Source organism: Citrobacter sp. VF227, assembly GCF_052950715.1.
This window is the reverse complement of the sequence record NZ_JBRFVF010000002.1, coordinates 383,118-398,862: the sequence shown is the minus strand read 5'-3', so window position 1 is coordinate 398,862 and position 15,745 is coordinate 383,118. Positions and strand designations below refer to the sequence as shown.

Sequence of the window (15,745 nt, the reverse complement as noted above, 5' to 3'; positions counted from 1 at the left end):
GATTGTCCTGGTGGGCGGTTAACAACCATACACCACATGTTGGCTAATAGCTTCTTTTATAACCGTTACGATGTAATCGTTAGCCATAATCAATCAGGCCTCGCAATAGCGGGGCTTTTTTGTGTCCACAAATCTTGCGTGAACCAGCTATTTCAAAAGGTACTCCCGGCGGATAACCCCGCCACGGGGCGGCAGCGGCGCGGGATTTGGCGCATTTTTGATTTTTCATGCATCATCATCATGTTGTAACTCATTGTTTTAATGCTTTTTATTTTTAAAAAATGATGGTTTGTGTGTTTTTTGTTCATCATCTTTGGCTTTTACGGGGGAGGGCGCGCAAAGAAACAGCCCCAGAGGTAAAAAAATGGACGGCGAACTGAAGAACCTCAAATGCAATATCAGTCAGCTTGCCGCTATTACGGGGTTGCATCGCCAGACGGTTGTCAGTCGTCTCTCGGGCGTTCCCCTGGCACCGGGAAGCAATGAAAAAAATAAGCTGTATCTCCTGACGGATGTGATCCGCGTACTGATGGAAACACCCATTTCCCAGGCCGCTGAACATCAGGACCCCAACAAGATGACCCCGAAAGAACGTAAAGACTGGTTCGACTCCGAAAAGGGGCGTCTCTGGCTGGAAAAAGAGATGAAACAGGTTGTTCCGCTGCCCGATGTCCGTCAGCAAATGGCGGCAATCGTCAAATCGGTTACGCAGGTGCTGGAAGTCTGGCCGGACAAACTGGAAAGGGATAAGGGCTGGTCTGCGGAGCAGCTTAACGAGGCGCAGGATGTGGTGGATGAAGTCCGCATGCTGTTAGTTAAGGCAATGCAGGAGACCACTGACGATGATGCGGAGTAAGTATGGCTCTGCCCTGGCGGTGCGTCAGGAAGTCGCTGAATATCTGAGGCCACCACGCCGGATGCCGGTGGCAGAAGGCGTCAGGCAATATATGTTTGTGCCCCGCGGCGCCAATACGGCGGTTCCCTGGGATGACACGTTAACGCCTTACATGAATGAAGCGATAAACACGCTGTCAAAACGGGAATATGATGCGGTGATCTTCGCCGGGCCTGCGCGAACAGGTAAAACTCTCGGGCTGATTGACGGGTGGATTGTTTACGGCATTGTCTGTGATCCGGCGGATATGCTGGTGGTCCAGATGACCGAAACCAAAGCGCGCGAGCACTCCAAAACCCGTCTGGCACGCACTTTCCACCACAGCCCGGAAGTCAGAAAACGGCTCAGTCCTTCCCGAAATGACAACAACGTCCACGACAAAATGTTTCGTGATGGCTCATTCCTGAAAATCGGCTGGCCGTCCATCACTGTCTTTTCTTCGTCGGATTACAAGCGGGTGGCGCTGACCGACTACGATCGTTTTCCCGAAGATATCGATGGCGAGGGAGATGGTTTTTCCCTGGCTTCCAAACGTACCACCACCTTTATGTCAGCGGGGATGACGCTGGCAGAGAGTTCACCCGGGCGGGAAATCACTGATGTGAAATGGCGGCGTTCTTCGCCGCATGAGGCGCCGCCCACAACCGGCATTCTTTCTCTTTATAACCGGGGCGATCGCCGCCGGTGGTACTGGCCCTGCCCACACTGCGGCGACTGGTTCCAGCCTGCGATGGAAAACATGGTGGGATACCGGGATAACCCGGACCTGATGGCCGCCAGCGAGGCGGCGCGTATTCAGTGCCCGCATTGTCTGGCATTAATACAGCCGGAACAAAAACGCGAACTGAATAACCGCGGTGTCTGGCTGAAAGAGGGGCAACTTATCAGTAAAAATGGCGAGATAAGCGGGGAAGCACGGCGCTCACGTATCGCCAGTTTCTGGATGGAGGGACCCGCTGCGGCGTATCAGACGTGGCAGCAACTGGTTTATAAACTGCTGACCGCTGAAGAAGAATATGAACGTACCGGCAGTGAAGAAACGCTGAAAGCCGTTATTAATACAGACTGGGGACTGCCTTACCTCCCGCGCATATCCCTCGATCAACGTAAAGCCGAAACGCTGATAGCCCGCGCGGAAAAAGTTCCCCCGCGGCTGGTTCCTGACGGTGTCCGTTTTCTGGTCGCTACCGTGGACGTTCAGGGCGGTAAAAGGCGCCGTTTTGTCGTGCAGGTGGTGGGCTATGGCAGCTATGGTGAGCGCTGGATTGTGGACCGTTTCAATATCACCCGGTCACTGCGCTGTGATGAGAGCGGCGAAGCCCTGCAGATAAACCCCGGCGCGTATCCGGAAGACTGGCATTTACTGATTACGGATGTCCTGGAAAGGGCCTGGCCTCTGGTCGGGGATCCTGAGCAGGAAATGAGTGTGTTATGTATGGGGGTGGACTCCGGCGGGGAGGATGGCGTCACGGATAACGCGTATGCGTTCTGGCGTCACTGCCGTCGCGAGGGGCTTGCCAGTCGGGTGTATCTCTTTAAGGGAGACAGTACCGCGCGGTCAAAAATATTCTCCAAAAGCTATCCCAATAATACCGGGCGCAGTGACCGACAGGCCCGCGCCTGCGGCGAAGTCCCGCTCTATCTCCTGCAGACCAATGCACTCAAGGACCGGATCGCCTCCGCCCTCGACCGTAAAGAGCCGGGGGCGAACTACGTGCATATTCCTGACTGGCTGGGGGACTGGTTTTTTGAGGAACTGACCTACGAAGAGCGCGGTATTGACGGCAAGTGGACGAAGCCCGGCAAAGGCGCAAACGAGGCGCTGGATTTACTCTGCTATGCCCATGCCCTGGTAATGATCCGCGGCTATGAGCGTATCAACTGGGATAATCCGCCGCCCTGGGCACGCCTGCCTGAGCCTGCACAATCCAGCCGCAACATATCAGCAGCAGTCGACCCTGAACCTGTGACGGATGAGAGTGAAAATCACGAAATGACAGAACAACACAATCCGGCAGTGCCGTTTGGCGGCGTGTCCGGCGGAGGCTGGTTATGACCCGGGAACAGTTACTGCAGCTTCAGCAGGCTTATTTTGACGCGGAGCTTGCCGTGCTTCAGGGGAAATCCATCACCCTGAACGGACAGTCAATGACAATGGAAAGCCTCGGGGATATTCGCCGGGGGCGTAAGGAGATTGAGGATCGTCTGCGGCTGATGGACTGCGATCGACAACTCCATTCACTGGCGAGGTTCACATGAATTTGCTGGATAAAGCGATTGGCGCGCTGGCGCCGGGGTGGGGGGCGTCACGCCTGCGTGCCAGGATGGCTATCACCTCTCTGGAGATGTATGAAGCCGTAATTCCCACGCGTACCCACAAAGTTAATCGTGAAAATCGCAGCGCGGATCAGTTAATCCAGCTGGCCGGGAAGTCGCTGCGGGAGCAGGCCCGCTGGTTTGACAACAATCATGACCTGGTAATTGGTGCCCTGGACAAGATGGAAGAGCGCATCATCGGCGCGAAAGGGATCATCGTGGAGCCACAACCCCTGACGGGGACCGGTACGCTGGACTCCGTGCTGGCAGAAAAAATCCGCCGGTGCTGGGCGGAATGGTCTGTTTCGCCGGAGGTGACCGGGCAGTACACCCGTCCCGTTCTGGAAAGGCTGATGCTGCGCACCTGGCTGCGCGACGGGGAGGTTTTTTCTCACGTACTGACCGGAAAAATCAGCGGGCTGTCTCCTGTGGCGGGGGTGCCCTTCTGGCTTGAGGCGCTGGAGCCTGACTATATCCCGCTGGAGAAAAGTGATATCACCAGTAACCTGGTGCAGGGGATTTACTTCAACGCGTGGCGGCGTCCGGTGAAATATCTGGTCTGCGAGTCATGGCCCGGTTCGGGCGCGGCGGCAGTCGCCGTTAAAGAGGTGGCAGCGGAAAATATGCTGCATCTGCGCTTTACCCGCCGGCTTAATCAGGCCCGCGGTGCTTCCGTTCTGGCACCCGTCATCATCCGTCTGATGGACCTGAAAGAATACGAGGACAGCGAACGTATTGCGGCGCGGATTGCCGCCTCTCTCGGCATGTTCATCAAAAAGCAGGATGTCGGCACTGACGGCTATGTGGCGCCGGAGAAACGTAAAGAGACACAAATCCAGCCCGGCATGTTGTTTGACGGTCTGAATCCCGGGGAGGATATCGGGATGATCAAATCAGACCGCCCGAATGCCGGTCTGGAATCCTTCCGGATGGGGCAGCTTCGTGCGGTGGCCGCCGGACTGCGCGGCAGCTTCTCTTCCATTGCCAGAAACTATGACGGCACCTACAGCGCCCAGCGTCAGGAGCTGGTGGAGGCGCAGGAGGGGTACAGCATCCTTCAGGACAGTTTTATTGCTGCCTTTACCCGTCCTCTCTACCGCCGCTGGCTGGCTGCCGCGGTGGCTTCCGGTGCCATTGAGGTGCCTGCCGGCACGGATATGTCCTCGCTGTTTAATGCGGTGTATTCCGGGCCTGTCATGCCGTGGATTGACCCGCTCAAGGAGGCAAACGCCTGGCGGGTGCTGATCCGTGGCGGGGCAGCAACAGAAAGTGACTGGGTGAGGGCCAGAGGGGGCGCGCCTGCCGACGTGAAACGCCGCCGCAAGGCGGAAACTGATGAAAACCGTAAGCTGGGGCTGGTGTTTGACACCGATCCGGCACATGAGACCGGAGAGCAATCCGATGTTAAAGAGGAAAAAAAGGACCCTGAAAAGTCCACCCAGGGCGATGGCAGCCGCGCGCGGGAAGAACGACAGCGGCGCTGAATCCTGGTACACCATCCGCGCGGCGGCGGATAACGCTGCCGATATCAGTATTTACGATGAAATTGGCGGCTGGGGGATTTCGGCGCATTGGTTTGCCGAAGAGCTGGTGGCCCTGGGGAGTATCACGCAGATCAACCTGCATATCCATTCCCCGGGTGGCAGTATTTTCGACGGGCTTGCCATTTACAACCTGCTGAAAAATCACCCGGCGAGAAAAGTAGTGTATGTGGACGGTGTGGCCTGTTCGATGGCGTCGGTCATTGCGATGGTAGGCGACCCCGTCATCATGCCTGAAAACGCGATGATGATGATCCACCGCCCACGCGGTATAGCCGGCGGTGAGTCCTCTGATATCCGCGACTATGCCGATCTGCTCGACAAGATGGAAAGTGTCATCATCCCGATTTACGCCGAAAAAACGGGAAAATCACCGGACGATATTGCCGCGCTGCTCGCCAGTGAGACCTGGATGAGTGGGGCCGAGTGTGTCCGGGAAGGCTTTGCCGACAAAGTTATTCAGCCCGTCCGGGCTATGGCTCAGCTGCATTCAAAACGACTTGAGGAATTTGAACATATGCCACAGAACATCAAAAACATGATTATTGCCCCCCTGGGTAACGCCGGGACACTGACGCAGCCGGAGCCGCAGGCTATCGTGACCCCGCCGCCGGTGGCGGCCACCACGCCGGCGCCCCAGCCTGCTACCACTGTCCCGGGGACGGATGAAATCACCCTGCGCGCCCGTTTTCAGGAAGAGCAGCGCCAGCGTATCAGCGGGATCCAGAATGTGTTTGGTATGTTCGGTAACCGCCACGGCGAGCTGATGGCGCAGTGCATTGCGGATGTGGACTGCAATGTGGACGCGGCAAAAGACAAACTGCTGGAGGCTCTGGGCCGGGGGGTGACCCCCACCAATACGCTGGGCGGGACGCAGAACACACAAAATCCGATGCTCTCCCATATCTATGCGGGCAACGGTAACTTTGCCGGGGACGGCATCCGGGCTTCCCTGATGGCACGGGCGGGGTTTGAAAGCAGCGAGGCCGATAACCCGTATAACGCCATGACCATGCGGGAACTGGCGCGTATGTCACTGACCGAACGTGGCGTGGGTGTCTCGACACTCAATCCGATGCAGATGGTCGGGATGGCGTTCACGCACAGCACCTCAGATTTCGGCAACATTCTGCTGGATGTGGCAAACAAGGCCATTCTGCAGGGCTGGGAGGAAGCCCCGGAAACCTACGAACAGTGGACGCGCAAAGGCCAGCTTTCTGACTTTAAAACGGCACACCGTGTGGGCATGGGAGGCTTTAATGCCCTGCGTCAGGTACGTGAGGGGGCGGAATATAAGTACGTCACCACCGGGGACAAACAGGCCACCATTGCTCTGGCAACCTACGGCGAACTGTTCAGTATCACCCGTCAGGCCATCATTAACGACGACCTGAACATGCTGACCGATGTCCCGATGAAGCTGGGGCGGGCAGCGAAGTCCACCATTGCCGATCTGGTTTATGCCATCCTGACAGCCAACCCGAAAATGTCCACGGACAACGTGAACCTGTTCGATAAGGCGAAGCACGCGAACGTGCTGGAAGGGGCGCTGATGGATGTGGCCTCACTGGATAAAGCCCGCCAGCTGATGCGCACCCAGAAAGAAGGTGAGCGTCACCTGAATATTCGTCCGGCGTTCGTGCTGGTGCCGACGGCGCTGGAGTCCGTCACTAACCAGGTGATCAAGTCCGCGAGTGTGAAAGGCGCGGACATTAACGCCGGTATTATTAACCCGGTGAAAGATTTTGCGACTGTCATCGCCGAGCCGCGTCTGGACGATAACAGCCAGTCCACTTTTTATCTGGCTGCCGCCAGAGGCACTGACACGATTGAAGTGGCTTATCTCAATGGTGTGGACACCCCTTATATCGATCAGCAGGACGGTTTCAGCGTCGACGGCGTGACCACCAAAGTGCGCATTGATGCCGGCGTGGCGCCGGTCGATCACCGCGGTCTGGTGAAGTGTTCTGCGTAACCACCCGAAATAACCATCCGAATAGCCCGTCAGGGCTTTTTTTACGCCTGAAATCCGGTCATTCGTGACCGGACCGGAGAAAATCATTATGGCAAAGAATTATGTACAGGCGGGCACCACACTCGCCATTACGGCCACCGCTGCGGTAAAGAGTGGCGATCTGGTGCAGGCCAGCGATGTGTTCGTCGTCGCTGTCACCGATATTGCGGCAGGCGCCACCGGAGACGGCATCGCCCACGGCGTTTTCCTGGTCCCCAAACTGGCTACCGACGTGATGGCGGTGGGGAAAAAAGTGTATCTGAAAGACGGTAAGGTGCAGCTGGATGCGACGGGCGGACTGCCACTGGTGGGCGTGACCTGGGCGCCGGCGGCAAAAGGGGATGAGATTGTGCCGGTGCGGCTTAATGGCTAATCCCTTTGATCGCCTGAGCACCAGGATGGACGAGGTGACGACTGCCCGCTTCGGGCGGCCTGTCCTGATTGACGGGGCGGAGTATGTCGCTGCGGAGGCCACATTTACGGCTGAACTGGGTGCGCTTTCCGGGGAAGGGACGCACCTGATTGTGTTCAGCCCGCAGTACAGGCCCGCCAGAAAGCAGGCCGTACTCTGGCAGGGGCAGGATTTCACCGTCACCCGCTGGCAGCGCGTCAACGGAAAGTACCAGATTTCACTGGAGTAAATCATGTCTCTGAAGGGGCTGGAGAATGCCATTCGTAACCTGAACAGTCTGGACCTGCGAATGGTGCCGCAGGCCAGCGCCTGGGCAGTCAACCGCGTGGCGGCCTCGGCGGTGTCCGCCGCCACGCACCGTGTCGCAAAAGAGGTCGTTGCAGGTGATAACCAGAAGAAAGGCATCCCTTTCCGGCTGGTGAAACAGCGCGTCAGGCTCATGAAAGCGAGCGCAACGGGAAAAAACTATGCCCGTATCCGCGTTAATCGCGGCAACCTGCCTGCCATCAAACTGGGTACTGCCCAGGTCAGGCTGTCCCGGCGCGGCGGAAAGCTCCTGCGTCGTGGTAGCGTGCTGAAAATCGGCCCGTATCTGTTCCGGGATGCCTTTATTCAGCAACTGGCGAACGGGCGCTGGCATGTTATGCGCCGCGTGAACGGCAAAAACCGCTACCCGATTGATGTCGTCAAAATCCCGCTGGTGACCCCGCTGACGCAGGCGTTTGAAACGGAGAAAAAACGCATGCTGGAGCAGGAGATGCCTAAACAACTGGCGTATGCGCTGAAACAACAACTGAGGTTATGGATCACCCGATGAACAAACATACCCAAATCCGCCAGGCGGTTCTGTCAGACCTGGAATCCCTGTCAGGCGAGACCGTCACGTTGTTCGACGGTCTGCCGGCATTTATTGAACCTGAAGATCTTCCCGCTCTGGCCGTCTGGCTGACCGATGCCCAGTATACCGGCGTCATGACCGATGAGGAGGACTGGCAGGCCGTGCTCCACATCGCGGTATTCCTGAAAGCACAGGCCCCGGATGCGGAGCTTGATACGTGGATGGAAGAAAAAATCGCCCCGGCGCTCCAGGACGTCAGCGGGCTGGAAAGTCTTATCGATACAATCGTCCCGCTGGGTTATGACTACCAGCGCGACAGTGAAATGGCAACGTGGGGTATGGCGGAAATCACGTACCGAATTACCTACACCCACTGAGGAACCTGATATGAAAGCACCCAGTACACTGATGAAAACCAAAGGTGCCGGAACCACGTTCTGGCTGTATACGGGACGCGGCGACGCGTTTCACAATCCGCTGGCCGATGATGACTGGCTTCGCCTGGCGGGGATTAAAGATCTGCAGCCGGGTGAAATGACTGCCGATGCGGAAGATGACAGTTACCTTGATGATGAAAATGCTGACTGGAAAAGTACTGCACAGGGACAAAAAAGTGTCGGTGACACTACAGCGACACTGGCATGGAAACCCGGTGAAACCGGACAGAAGACGCTGGTGGAGCTGTTTGACTCCGGCGAGGTCCGTGCCTTTCGCATCAAATACCCCAACGGCACCGTCGATATCTTTCGCGGCTGGCTGAGTTCGCTCGGTAAAACCATTACCGCCAAAGAGGTGATGACGCGTAGCGTTAAAATCAGCGGTGTAGGACGTCCTTTCCTGGCGGAAGAAGATGCACCGTCTGTGGTCAGCGTCTCCGCAGTAACCGTGGCGCCGTTAAATGCGTCGGTCGTGGTCGGGGCCACCACCACGCTAACTTTTACCCTTAAACCGGATGATGCCACGGATACCTCCCTGCGTATCGCATCATCCGATCCGACATTTGCCACCGTCACGCAAAAGGACAATGTGGCCACCGTGAAAGGAGTGAAAGCGGGCAGCGTGACGGTCGTCGGTATCACCACGGACGGCAGTCTGGTCGCCGTGGCCCCGGTCACGGTCACTGCGCCTTAATTTTCTTATTCCTGCCCCGGCTCCGGGGCTTTGCGGGAAAAAATCATGTTTCTGAAAACCGATACCTTTACTTACGGCGGCCAATCCGTCGTGCTCAGCGAGCTGTCTGCCCTGCAGCGGGTGGATTACCTGATGTTTATCCAGAGCCGCACCGCGGAATATGACGCCCTGCCAGAAACGCTGACGGAACAGGAGCGGCAGGCCGCGTTTATGCAGATGGGCGTGGATATTAATGCCTGGCTGGTGTCCCGCTCGTTGTGCGAAAGCAAAAAGGAAGAGGATACCCGTCCTTTATATGACGCGGTCCGCGTGCAGTGGTCTTTTGATGCACTGGGACTGGGGGCTGACAGAGTCCTGACGCTCAGCGGGATGGTGGTCCCTGTGGCGGATGATGCCGGTGAGAATGACGACACGTCTGAGCAGGAGGCGCTGACACCGGAAAAGCCCTGACCCGGGAGCTGGCGTTTGTGATGCAACTGGCGCGGGAGTTCCGCCGTCCGGACTGGCGGCGGATGTTATCTGAGATGAGTGCCACGGAGCTGGGCGAGTGGGCGGAGCATTTTTCCCTGAACAGTTTCAGTGATGCCCTGCTCGATGCAGAGTTTGCGACGCTGAAAGCGCTGGTGACCGGGCTGGTGACCGGGGCCGCGCAGGATGCGGACGATTTTCGTCTGTTAAGTGCCTCTGAACCTGTCCCCGAAAAAACTGATGATGAACTGATGCGCCTGGGTGAGGGCATAACCGGAGGTGTCCGTTATGGACCAGATAGCGAACCTGGTCATTGATTTAAGTGTCGATGCCGCAGACTTTAAAAATGAAGTGCCCCGTGTGAAAAAACTGCTGGATGAGGTCTCGGGGAAAACCGACATCGTCACACAGCGGCAAAAAAATCTCATTGAGGCCCTGAAAAGTCAGGGGCGGGCTTATGTTGACGGGAGCATCGCAGCGACGGATGCTGGCACGCGCCAGAAACAGGCGATGGTTATGGCGGCGCAGGGTTATGACCAGGTGGCCCAGCGTGTCGATATGACGCAGCGGCATATTGCGGCGCTGAGCCAGAGAATGCAGGAGGAGCGGGCGCAGGCCACCGCGGTAGCTGCAGCCCAGGACCAGGCGAGTGCGGCATTTTACCGTCAGATCGACAGCGTCAAATCCCTTGAGAAGGGCCTGCAGCAGCTGCAGCGTATCCAGACGCAAATCCGCCAGGCGAGAAACAGCGGCAGTATTGCACAGCAGGATTATCTGGCGCTGACTTCAGAGGTGGCAGCAAAAACCCGGACCCTGACGGATGCGGAAGCCGCCGCCACAAAACAAAAAGCCCGCTTTATTCAGCAGCTCAAAGAGCAGGCGACCCGGCAGCAACTCTCTGCCACTGACCTGTTACGGGTGAAAGCTGCCCAGCTTGGTGTCAGCAGTGCGGCAGATGTGTATATCAAAAAAATGGAAAAGGCCGGTACGGCGACCCGTTCACTGGGGCTGAACAGTGCCGGCACGCGTCGTGAACTGGGTGTGCTGTTTGGCGAACTTCTGCGCGGTGACATCGGGGCGCTGCGGGGCAGTGGCGTGACGCTTGCCAGGCGCGCCGGATGGCTGGACACGCTGATGTCGCCGAAGGGGCTGGCGGTGGGGGGCACCGTTACGGCGATTGCCGCTGCCGTCTATGGCCTGGGGAAAGCCTGGTATACGGGAACCAGGGAAGGGGAAGAATTCAATAAACAGCTGATCCTGACCGGGAATTATGCCGGTAAAACTGCCGGACAGCTTCAGGCGATGGCCCGCAGTATTGCCGGGAACGGGGTCACGCAGCATGATGCCGCCGGGGTGCTGGCGCAGGTGGTGGGGAGCGGAGCATTTGGTGGCGCTGACCTTTCCCGGGTGGCGACTGCCGCTGCCCGTCTGAAACAGGCGACCGGGCAGGACATCAGCGAAACCATCAGCCAGTTTAAAAAACTGAAAGAGGATCCGGTGAATGCCGTGGCGGCGCTGAACGATTCCCTGCATTTTTTGACCGCCACACAGTACCAGCAGATTTCTGCTGCGCAGGCAGCAGGGGACTCGCAGCGGGCCGCCGCGCTGGCCATGCAGGCATACTCTGACGCAGTCATGCAGCGGACTGCTGCTGTACAGGATAATCTCGGTTCGCTGGAAAAGGCCTGGAACTGGGTAAAAAATGCCGCATCCGGCGCGTGGGATGCCATGCTGGGCGTCGGACGTAATCCTGATGCCGCCATGAAACGCCAGGATTCTTTCGCTGAATGGCAGGCTGCGGAAAAAGCCTATCAGGCACTGTCGCGTAATCTCAAAGTGGATCCGGATTATAACGGCATCAATCCCCTGCAGAAGGCGGATGCTGAACGCCTGAGAAATGCCCGCCAGAGTCTGGCCCTGAAAAAAGCGGCTTATGATGAGGCCGATAAAGCATACGCGCAGGAAGGGCTTACTGCGGCACGAGAAAAACAGCGCACGGAGCAGCAGGCGCAGGCTGTCCGTAATCAGCAGGAGTTTAACCAGCTGGTCAAAAGCGGCGCGACGCAGACGGAAAAACGCGTGCAGGCTGAACAGGCGCTGAACCGGCTGATTGCGAAAAACCGGCAGGACGTAAAAGACGGGATCGCGACGCCCTGGACAGATAAAGAGATAGCGACCGCCCGGGTGGGAATTGAAAAAGGCTTTAAAGAGCCGAAAACGACTAAAACCGCCGCCACACGTAACGACGAGGCGGCACGTTTACTGCTGCAGTACAGTCAGCAGCAGGCGCAGGTGGAAGGACAGATTGCGCAGGCAAAACAGAGTGCCGGACTCGCCACCGATAAAATGACGGACGCGCACAAGAGTTTGCTGGCGCTACAGCAGCGAATCAGTGACCTGTCCGGTAAGAAACTGACGGCGGATGAAAAGAGTGTCCTGGCTCACAAGGATGAGCTGGTTCAGGCGCTCCTGCTGCTGGATGTGAAACAGCAGGCGCTTCAGCGTCAGAATGCGCTCAATGACCTGAAGAAAAAGGCGGTTCAGCTGGCAGGCCAGCTAAAACTGGAAGAGCAGTCGCAGCGCCAGCAACATGACTTTGAGCTGGCAACCAGCGGGATGGGGGATGCGCAGAAGCAACGTTATCAGGAACAACTCACCCTTCGCCAGAAGTTTGCACAGCAAATGGAACAACTCGAACGGGACAGCCGGCAAAAAGGAACATACGGTTCGACAGAGTACAGCGAGGCAGAGCAAAAACTTCGTGACAGCCTGAACGTGCAGCTGAATGAAAACCGCCGTTACTGGCAGCAGTTATCTGTTGAGCAGGGGAACTGGAAGAACGGGGCCACCCGCGCATTCCAGAATTTCGCTGCGGATGCAGATAATGTCTCGGGGATGAGGGAACAAATGTTCTCCTCTGCCTTCAGCAGTATGAGCAATGGCCTGGCGACGTTCGTCACCACCGGCAAACTGAACTTCAAATCCTTCACCGCCTCTCTTCTCTCTGACCTGGCAAAAATCATGGCGCAGATGGCAATGATGCAGGCTGTGAAAGGTGTGGGGAATGCACTGGGGTTTGGGGTAACGGCAAACGCTGTTGGTGGAGTCTATCAGTCTGCCAGTCTGAGCCGGTACAGCGGCAGCGTGGTGGACAGGCCAACATACTTTGCGTTTGCCAAAGGGGCTGGCGTGATGGGCGAAGCCGGACCGGAGGCGATTCTGCCGTTACGTCGTGGAGCTGACGGTAAGCTGGGCGTGGTAGCTGCGGGCGCTGGCACTGGGGGGATGGTGATGTTTGCGCCGCAGTATCACATAGCCATTAATAACGATGCCGACAACGGACAGATTGGACCCGGGGCGCTGAAAGCGGTGTATGACGTGAGCCGGAAGGCCGCGGCGGACTTTTTCGCACAGCAATCCCGCGACGGCGGCAGACTCAGCTGAGGATAACATATGGAAACCTTTCACTGGAAAATACGCCCGGATATGACGATGGAGGCCGAACCGCAGGTCATTACTGTGAAGATGGGGGATGGCTATGAGCAACGTCGCCCCGCCGGACTGAACAGCAATCTGAAAAAATACAATGTGACCATCAAAGTGCGTAAAGGTGAGCATCAGCGACTGGAGGCGTTTTTGTCCCGTCATAGTGGCGTGAAGTCTTTCCTTTGGACACCCCCATATACCTGGACACAAATTCGCGTGGTCTGCCGGAAATGGTCGATCAGCGTCGGGGCGCTGTGGGTGACGTATACCACCACGTTTGAACAGGTTGTAGTGTAAGTATCTTGTTATTGCTGTAATTGTTTTGGGGGTTTTGTGTTATTTGTTTGAAATATAAAAACAGACCATTATTTGCATGGTGTTAAATAAAGTGAGGTGAATAAATGAATTAAATTTAACATTATATATACCCTGATAATATAGTTACCTGCCTAAGTTGTTAATTTGTTGATTCTAATTGTTTTTTAATGATTGCTTTTGGATTTTAAGATAATTTTTATTAATTAAAGTTAATGAATGACATTATTGGTAATATTTTGTCACATTTGTCATGTTCGTGGATATACGTCTCTTTTGCAATGATATCGCCGACGCAGATGGCTGACATCTGTGTTTATGGAAAGTTCATACAACAGAGGATATAAAATGAAAAAAATTACAGTGGCACTTTCAGCTATCACAACAGCCATGATTATGGCGGGTTCAGTTCAGGCAGCTGAGGTTTATAATAAAGATAGCAATAAGCTCGATCTATACGGAAAAGTTGTAGGTTTACATTATTTTTCTGATAATGCCGGTAATGATGGAGATAAAACTTATGCCCGTATGGGTTTTAAGGGTGAAACTCAGATTAATGAAATATTGACCGGATTTGGTCAGTTTGAATATGAGTTCAAAGGTAATCGCGCAGAATCTGCTGGAAGCTCTAATTCTGACAAAACACGTCTGGCGTTTGCTGGTCTGAAATTTGGCGAATATGGCTCAATTGATTATGGCCGTAATTATGGCATTTTATATGATGTAGGTTCTTATACCGATGTTCTGCCAGAGTTTGGTGGTGATACTTACACCAACACAGATAACTTCATGACAGGTCGTACTTCGGGTGTCGCTACTTATCGTAACACTGATTTCTTCGGTCTGGTTGAAGGCTGGAATTTTGCTCTTCAGTATCAGGGCAAAAATAGCCCTGATTCAAATAATAATCGCAGTGACATGAAAGAGCAGAACGGTGATGGCTGGGGGATTTCAACCTCCTATGACCTGGGCATGGGGGCAAGTCTTGCAGCAGCATTTGCTTCCTCTAACCGTACAAGCCAGCAAACCCAAAACTCTTATGCAGAGGGTAAAAAAGCCGAAGCCTGGACTGTTGGTGCAAAATACGATGCTAATAACATTTATTTAGCAACAACGTATGCTCAGACATATAATATGACACCATATGCCAAGAATTGTACATTATGTATTGCTAATAAAACTGATAACTTCGAAGTTACTGCGCAATACCAGTTTGATTTTGGTTTACGTCCAGAAATTTCATACTTGTTATCAAAAGGCAACGATCTTAACATTCTCCATCTGGGCAAGTTCTATAAAAATCAAGACCTGGTCGAGTATATTTCTGTAGGTGCAAAATATTACTTCAATAAAAACATGTCAACCTATGTTGATTATAAGATCAACCTGCTTGACGACAAAGATGCATTTTATGAAGGAGCAGGCATTAACACAGATGACGTGGTGGGTGTAGGCCTGGTTTACCAGTTCTGATTTTGATGTATTCAGGCGGGACAGTTTGTTCCGCCTGTATCCGCAGAGCCCGCCAGCTCTGCGAGGTTGCTATAAACTAATTTAATTTTCATTTTATTTTTACTCGTTAGGGTGCCAGTGGCACCCTTTTTTTATGGGAGAAAAATATGCAGGACATTCCACAAAGCACGCTGAACGAAACCACGAAAACCGAACAGTCCGCCCGCATTGATTTGTGGGAAATCGACCTGACGGCCTTTGGTGGCCAGCGTTACTATTTTTCAAATGAAGCGAACGAGAAGGGGGAGCCGGTCACCTGGCAGGGCCGGAAGTATGACGTTTACCCGATACAGGGAACCGGGTTCGACCTGGTAGGGAAAGGGACATCCGCCCGCCCGACGCTGGCGGTGTCGAACCTGTTTGGCATGGTCACGGGCCTTGCGGAAGATGTGCAGAGTCTGGTGGGAGCCATAGTGGTCAGGCGTGTGGTATACGCCCGTTTTCTCGATGCGGTGAACTTTACCGGCGGTAACCCGGAGGCCGATCCGGAACAGGAAGTGGTCAGCTGCTGGGTGATTGAACAACTGTCGGAGCTGAAAGCCACCACGGCGACCTTTGTGCTGGCGACACCGACCGAAACGGACGGCAGCGTGTTTCCGGCGCGGATCATGCTGGCTGATGTCTGCAACTGGAGCTACCGTTCTGATGAGTGCGGCTATACCGGCCCGCCGGTCGCAGATGAGTTTGACAAACCCACGTCCGATCCGGCAAAAGACGCCTGCAGCAAATGCCGCACCGGCTGCGAACGGTTGCGCCATAATATTGAACGCTTTGGCGGTTTTCTGTCGATTAACCGCCTGTCATAGGAGAGAACAGG

At 55.2% G+C, this 15,745-nt stretch carries 16 protein-coding genes; all 16 read left to right on the top strand.

Translation table 11 applies throughout. The annotated features are described in order from the left end of the window. The first annotated feature begins 364 nt into the window (after window positions 1-364). A complete protein-coding gene (locus ACU8YC_RS09305; RefSeq protein WP_446895259.1) occupies window positions 365-856 on the top strand; it encodes a DUF1441 family protein in 492 nt (163 codons plus the stop codon). Then, window positions 843-2,951, top strand: a complete 2,109-nt coding sequence (locus ACU8YC_RS09300) for a phage terminase large subunit family protein (RefSeq protein WP_446895258.1) — start codon at window positions 843-845, stop codon at window positions 2,949-2,951. The genes ACU8YC_RS09305 and ACU8YC_RS09300 overlap by 14 nt, the downstream gene beginning before the upstream one ends. After that, entirely contained in the window at window positions 2,948-3,154 is a 207-nt protein-coding gene (locus ACU8YC_RS09295) for a hypothetical protein (protein ID WP_000196423.1), read from the top strand. The genes ACU8YC_RS09300 and ACU8YC_RS09295 overlap by 4 nt, the downstream gene beginning before the upstream one ends. Continuing rightward, window positions 3,151-4,695: a phage portal protein gene (locus tag ACU8YC_RS09290; protein WP_446895257.1), complete on the top strand. Its 1,545-nt coding sequence runs from the start codon at window positions 3,151-3,153 to the stop codon at window positions 4,693-4,695. The genes ACU8YC_RS09295 and ACU8YC_RS09290 overlap by 4 nt, the downstream gene beginning before the upstream one ends. Further along, on the top strand, window positions 4,613-6,727 hold the full coding sequence (locus tag ACU8YC_RS09285) for a ClpP-like prohead protease/major capsid protein fusion protein (protein ID WP_446895256.1): 2,115 nt from the start codon (window positions 4,613-4,615) through the stop codon (window positions 6,725-6,727). The genes ACU8YC_RS09290 and ACU8YC_RS09285 overlap by 83 nt, the downstream gene beginning before the upstream one ends. An 88-nt stretch (window positions 6,728-6,815) precedes the next feature. Next, complete coding sequence (locus tag ACU8YC_RS09280; RefSeq protein WP_446895255.1) at window positions 6,816-7,139, top strand: DUF2190 family protein; 324 nt, start codon at window positions 6,816-6,818, stop codon at window positions 7,137-7,139. Beyond that, entirely contained in the window at window positions 7,132-7,407 is a 276-nt protein-coding gene (locus tag ACU8YC_RS09275; RefSeq protein ID WP_446895254.1) for a DNA breaking-rejoining protein, read from the top strand. The genes ACU8YC_RS09280 and ACU8YC_RS09275 overlap by 8 nt, the downstream gene beginning before the upstream one ends. A gap of 3 nt (window positions 7,408-7,410) precedes the next feature. Next, window positions 7,411-7,995, top strand: a complete 585-nt coding sequence (locus ACU8YC_RS09270) for a phage tail protein (RefSeq protein WP_446895253.1) — start codon at window positions 7,411-7,413, stop codon at window positions 7,993-7,995. Beyond that, a complete protein-coding gene (locus ACU8YC_RS09265) occupies window positions 7,992-8,393 on the top strand; it encodes a phage minor tail U family protein (protein WP_446895252.1) in 402 nt (133 codons plus the stop codon). Before ACU8YC_RS09270 ends, ACU8YC_RS09265 begins: the two co-directional genes overlap by 4 nt. Before the next feature lie 10 nt (window positions 8,394-8,403). Beyond that, window positions 8,404-9,147 carry a phage tail tube protein gene (locus ACU8YC_RS09260; protein WP_446895251.1) on the top strand — a complete coding sequence of 248 codons (744 nt, stop codon included), beginning with the start codon at window positions 8,404-8,406 and terminating at the stop codon, window positions 9,145-9,147. 45 nt (window positions 9,148-9,192) lie between these two features. Beyond that, window positions 9,193-9,597: a phage tail assembly chaperone G gene (gene gpG / locus ACU8YC_RS09255; protein ID WP_446895250.1), complete on the top strand. Its 405-nt coding sequence runs from the start codon at window positions 9,193-9,195 to the stop codon at window positions 9,595-9,597. A 17-nt stretch (window positions 9,598-9,614) separates the two neighbouring features. Continuing rightward, on the top strand, window positions 9,615-9,932 hold the full coding sequence (locus tag ACU8YC_RS09250; protein ID WP_446895249.1) for a phage tail assembly protein T: 318 nt from the start codon (window positions 9,615-9,617) through the stop codon (window positions 9,930-9,932). Next, a complete protein-coding gene (locus ACU8YC_RS09245; protein WP_446895248.1) occupies window positions 9,904-13,059 on the top strand; it encodes a phage tail tape measure protein in 3,156 nt (1,051 codons plus the stop codon). The genes ACU8YC_RS09250 and ACU8YC_RS09245 overlap by 29 nt, the downstream gene beginning before the upstream one ends. 9 nt (window positions 13,060-13,068) lie before the next feature. Beyond that, a complete protein-coding gene (locus ACU8YC_RS09240) occupies window positions 13,069-13,398 on the top strand; it encodes a phage tail protein (protein ID WP_446895247.1) in 330 nt (109 codons plus the stop codon). 366 nt (window positions 13,399-13,764) lie between these two features. Beyond that, a complete protein-coding gene (ompC, locus tag ACU8YC_RS09235) occupies window positions 13,765-14,889 on the top strand; it encodes a porin OmpC (RefSeq protein WP_446895246.1) in 1,125 nt (374 codons plus the stop codon). Between the two features lie 146 nt (window positions 14,890-15,035). Continuing rightward, the gene (locus ACU8YC_RS09230) at window positions 15,036-15,734 is read left to right on the top strand and encodes a phage minor tail protein L (protein ID WP_446895245.1); all 699 of its coding nucleotides are present in this window, start codon (window positions 15,036-15,038) and stop codon (window positions 15,732-15,734) included. Window positions 15,735-15,745: the final 11 nt, after the last annotated feature.

Coding starts and splice junctions, on each gene's coding strand:
- ACU8YC_RS09305 (WP_446895259.1), top strand. CDS start 365: ATGGACGGCGAACTGAAGAACCTCAAATGCAATATCAGTCAGCTTGCC.
- ACU8YC_RS09300 (WP_446895258.1), top strand. CDS start 843: ATGATGCGGAGTAAGTATGGCTCTGCCCTGGCGGTGCGTCAGGAAGTC.
- ACU8YC_RS09295 (WP_000196423.1), top strand. CDS start 2,948: ATGACCCGGGAACAGTTACTGCAGCTTCAGCAGGCTTATTTTGACGCG.
- ACU8YC_RS09290 (WP_446895257.1), top strand. CDS start 3,151: ATGAATTTGCTGGATAAAGCGATTGGCGCGCTGGCGCCGGGGTGGGGG.
- ACU8YC_RS09285 (WP_446895256.1), top strand. CDS start 4,613: ATGTTAAAGAGGAAAAAAAGGACCCTGAAAAGTCCACCCAGGGCGATG.
- ACU8YC_RS09280 (WP_446895255.1), top strand. CDS start 6,816: ATGGCAAAGAATTATGTACAGGCGGGCACCACACTCGCCATTACGGCC.
- ACU8YC_RS09275 (WP_446895254.1), top strand. CDS start 7,132: ATGGCTAATCCCTTTGATCGCCTGAGCACCAGGATGGACGAGGTGACG.
- ACU8YC_RS09270 (WP_446895253.1), top strand. CDS start 7,411: ATGTCTCTGAAGGGGCTGGAGAATGCCATTCGTAACCTGAACAGTCTG.
- ACU8YC_RS09265 (WP_446895252.1), top strand. CDS start 7,992: ATGAACAAACATACCCAAATCCGCCAGGCGGTTCTGTCAGACCTGGAA.
- ACU8YC_RS09260 (WP_446895251.1), top strand. CDS start 8,404: ATGAAAGCACCCAGTACACTGATGAAAACCAAAGGTGCCGGAACCACG.
- gpG (WP_446895250.1), top strand. CDS start 9,193: ATGTTTCTGAAAACCGATACCTTTACTTACGGCGGCCAATCCGTCGTG.
- ACU8YC_RS09245 (WP_446895248.1), top strand. CDS start 9,904: ATGGACCAGATAGCGAACCTGGTCATTGATTTAAGTGTCGATGCCGCA.
- ACU8YC_RS09240 (WP_446895247.1), top strand. CDS start 13,069: ATGGAAACCTTTCACTGGAAAATACGCCCGGATATGACGATGGAGGCC.
- ompC (WP_446895246.1), top strand. CDS start 13,765: ATGAAAAAAATTACAGTGGCACTTTCAGCTATCACAACAGCCATGATT.
- ACU8YC_RS09230 (WP_446895245.1), top strand. CDS start 15,036: ATGCAGGACATTCCACAAAGCACGCTGAACGAAACCACGAAAACCGAA.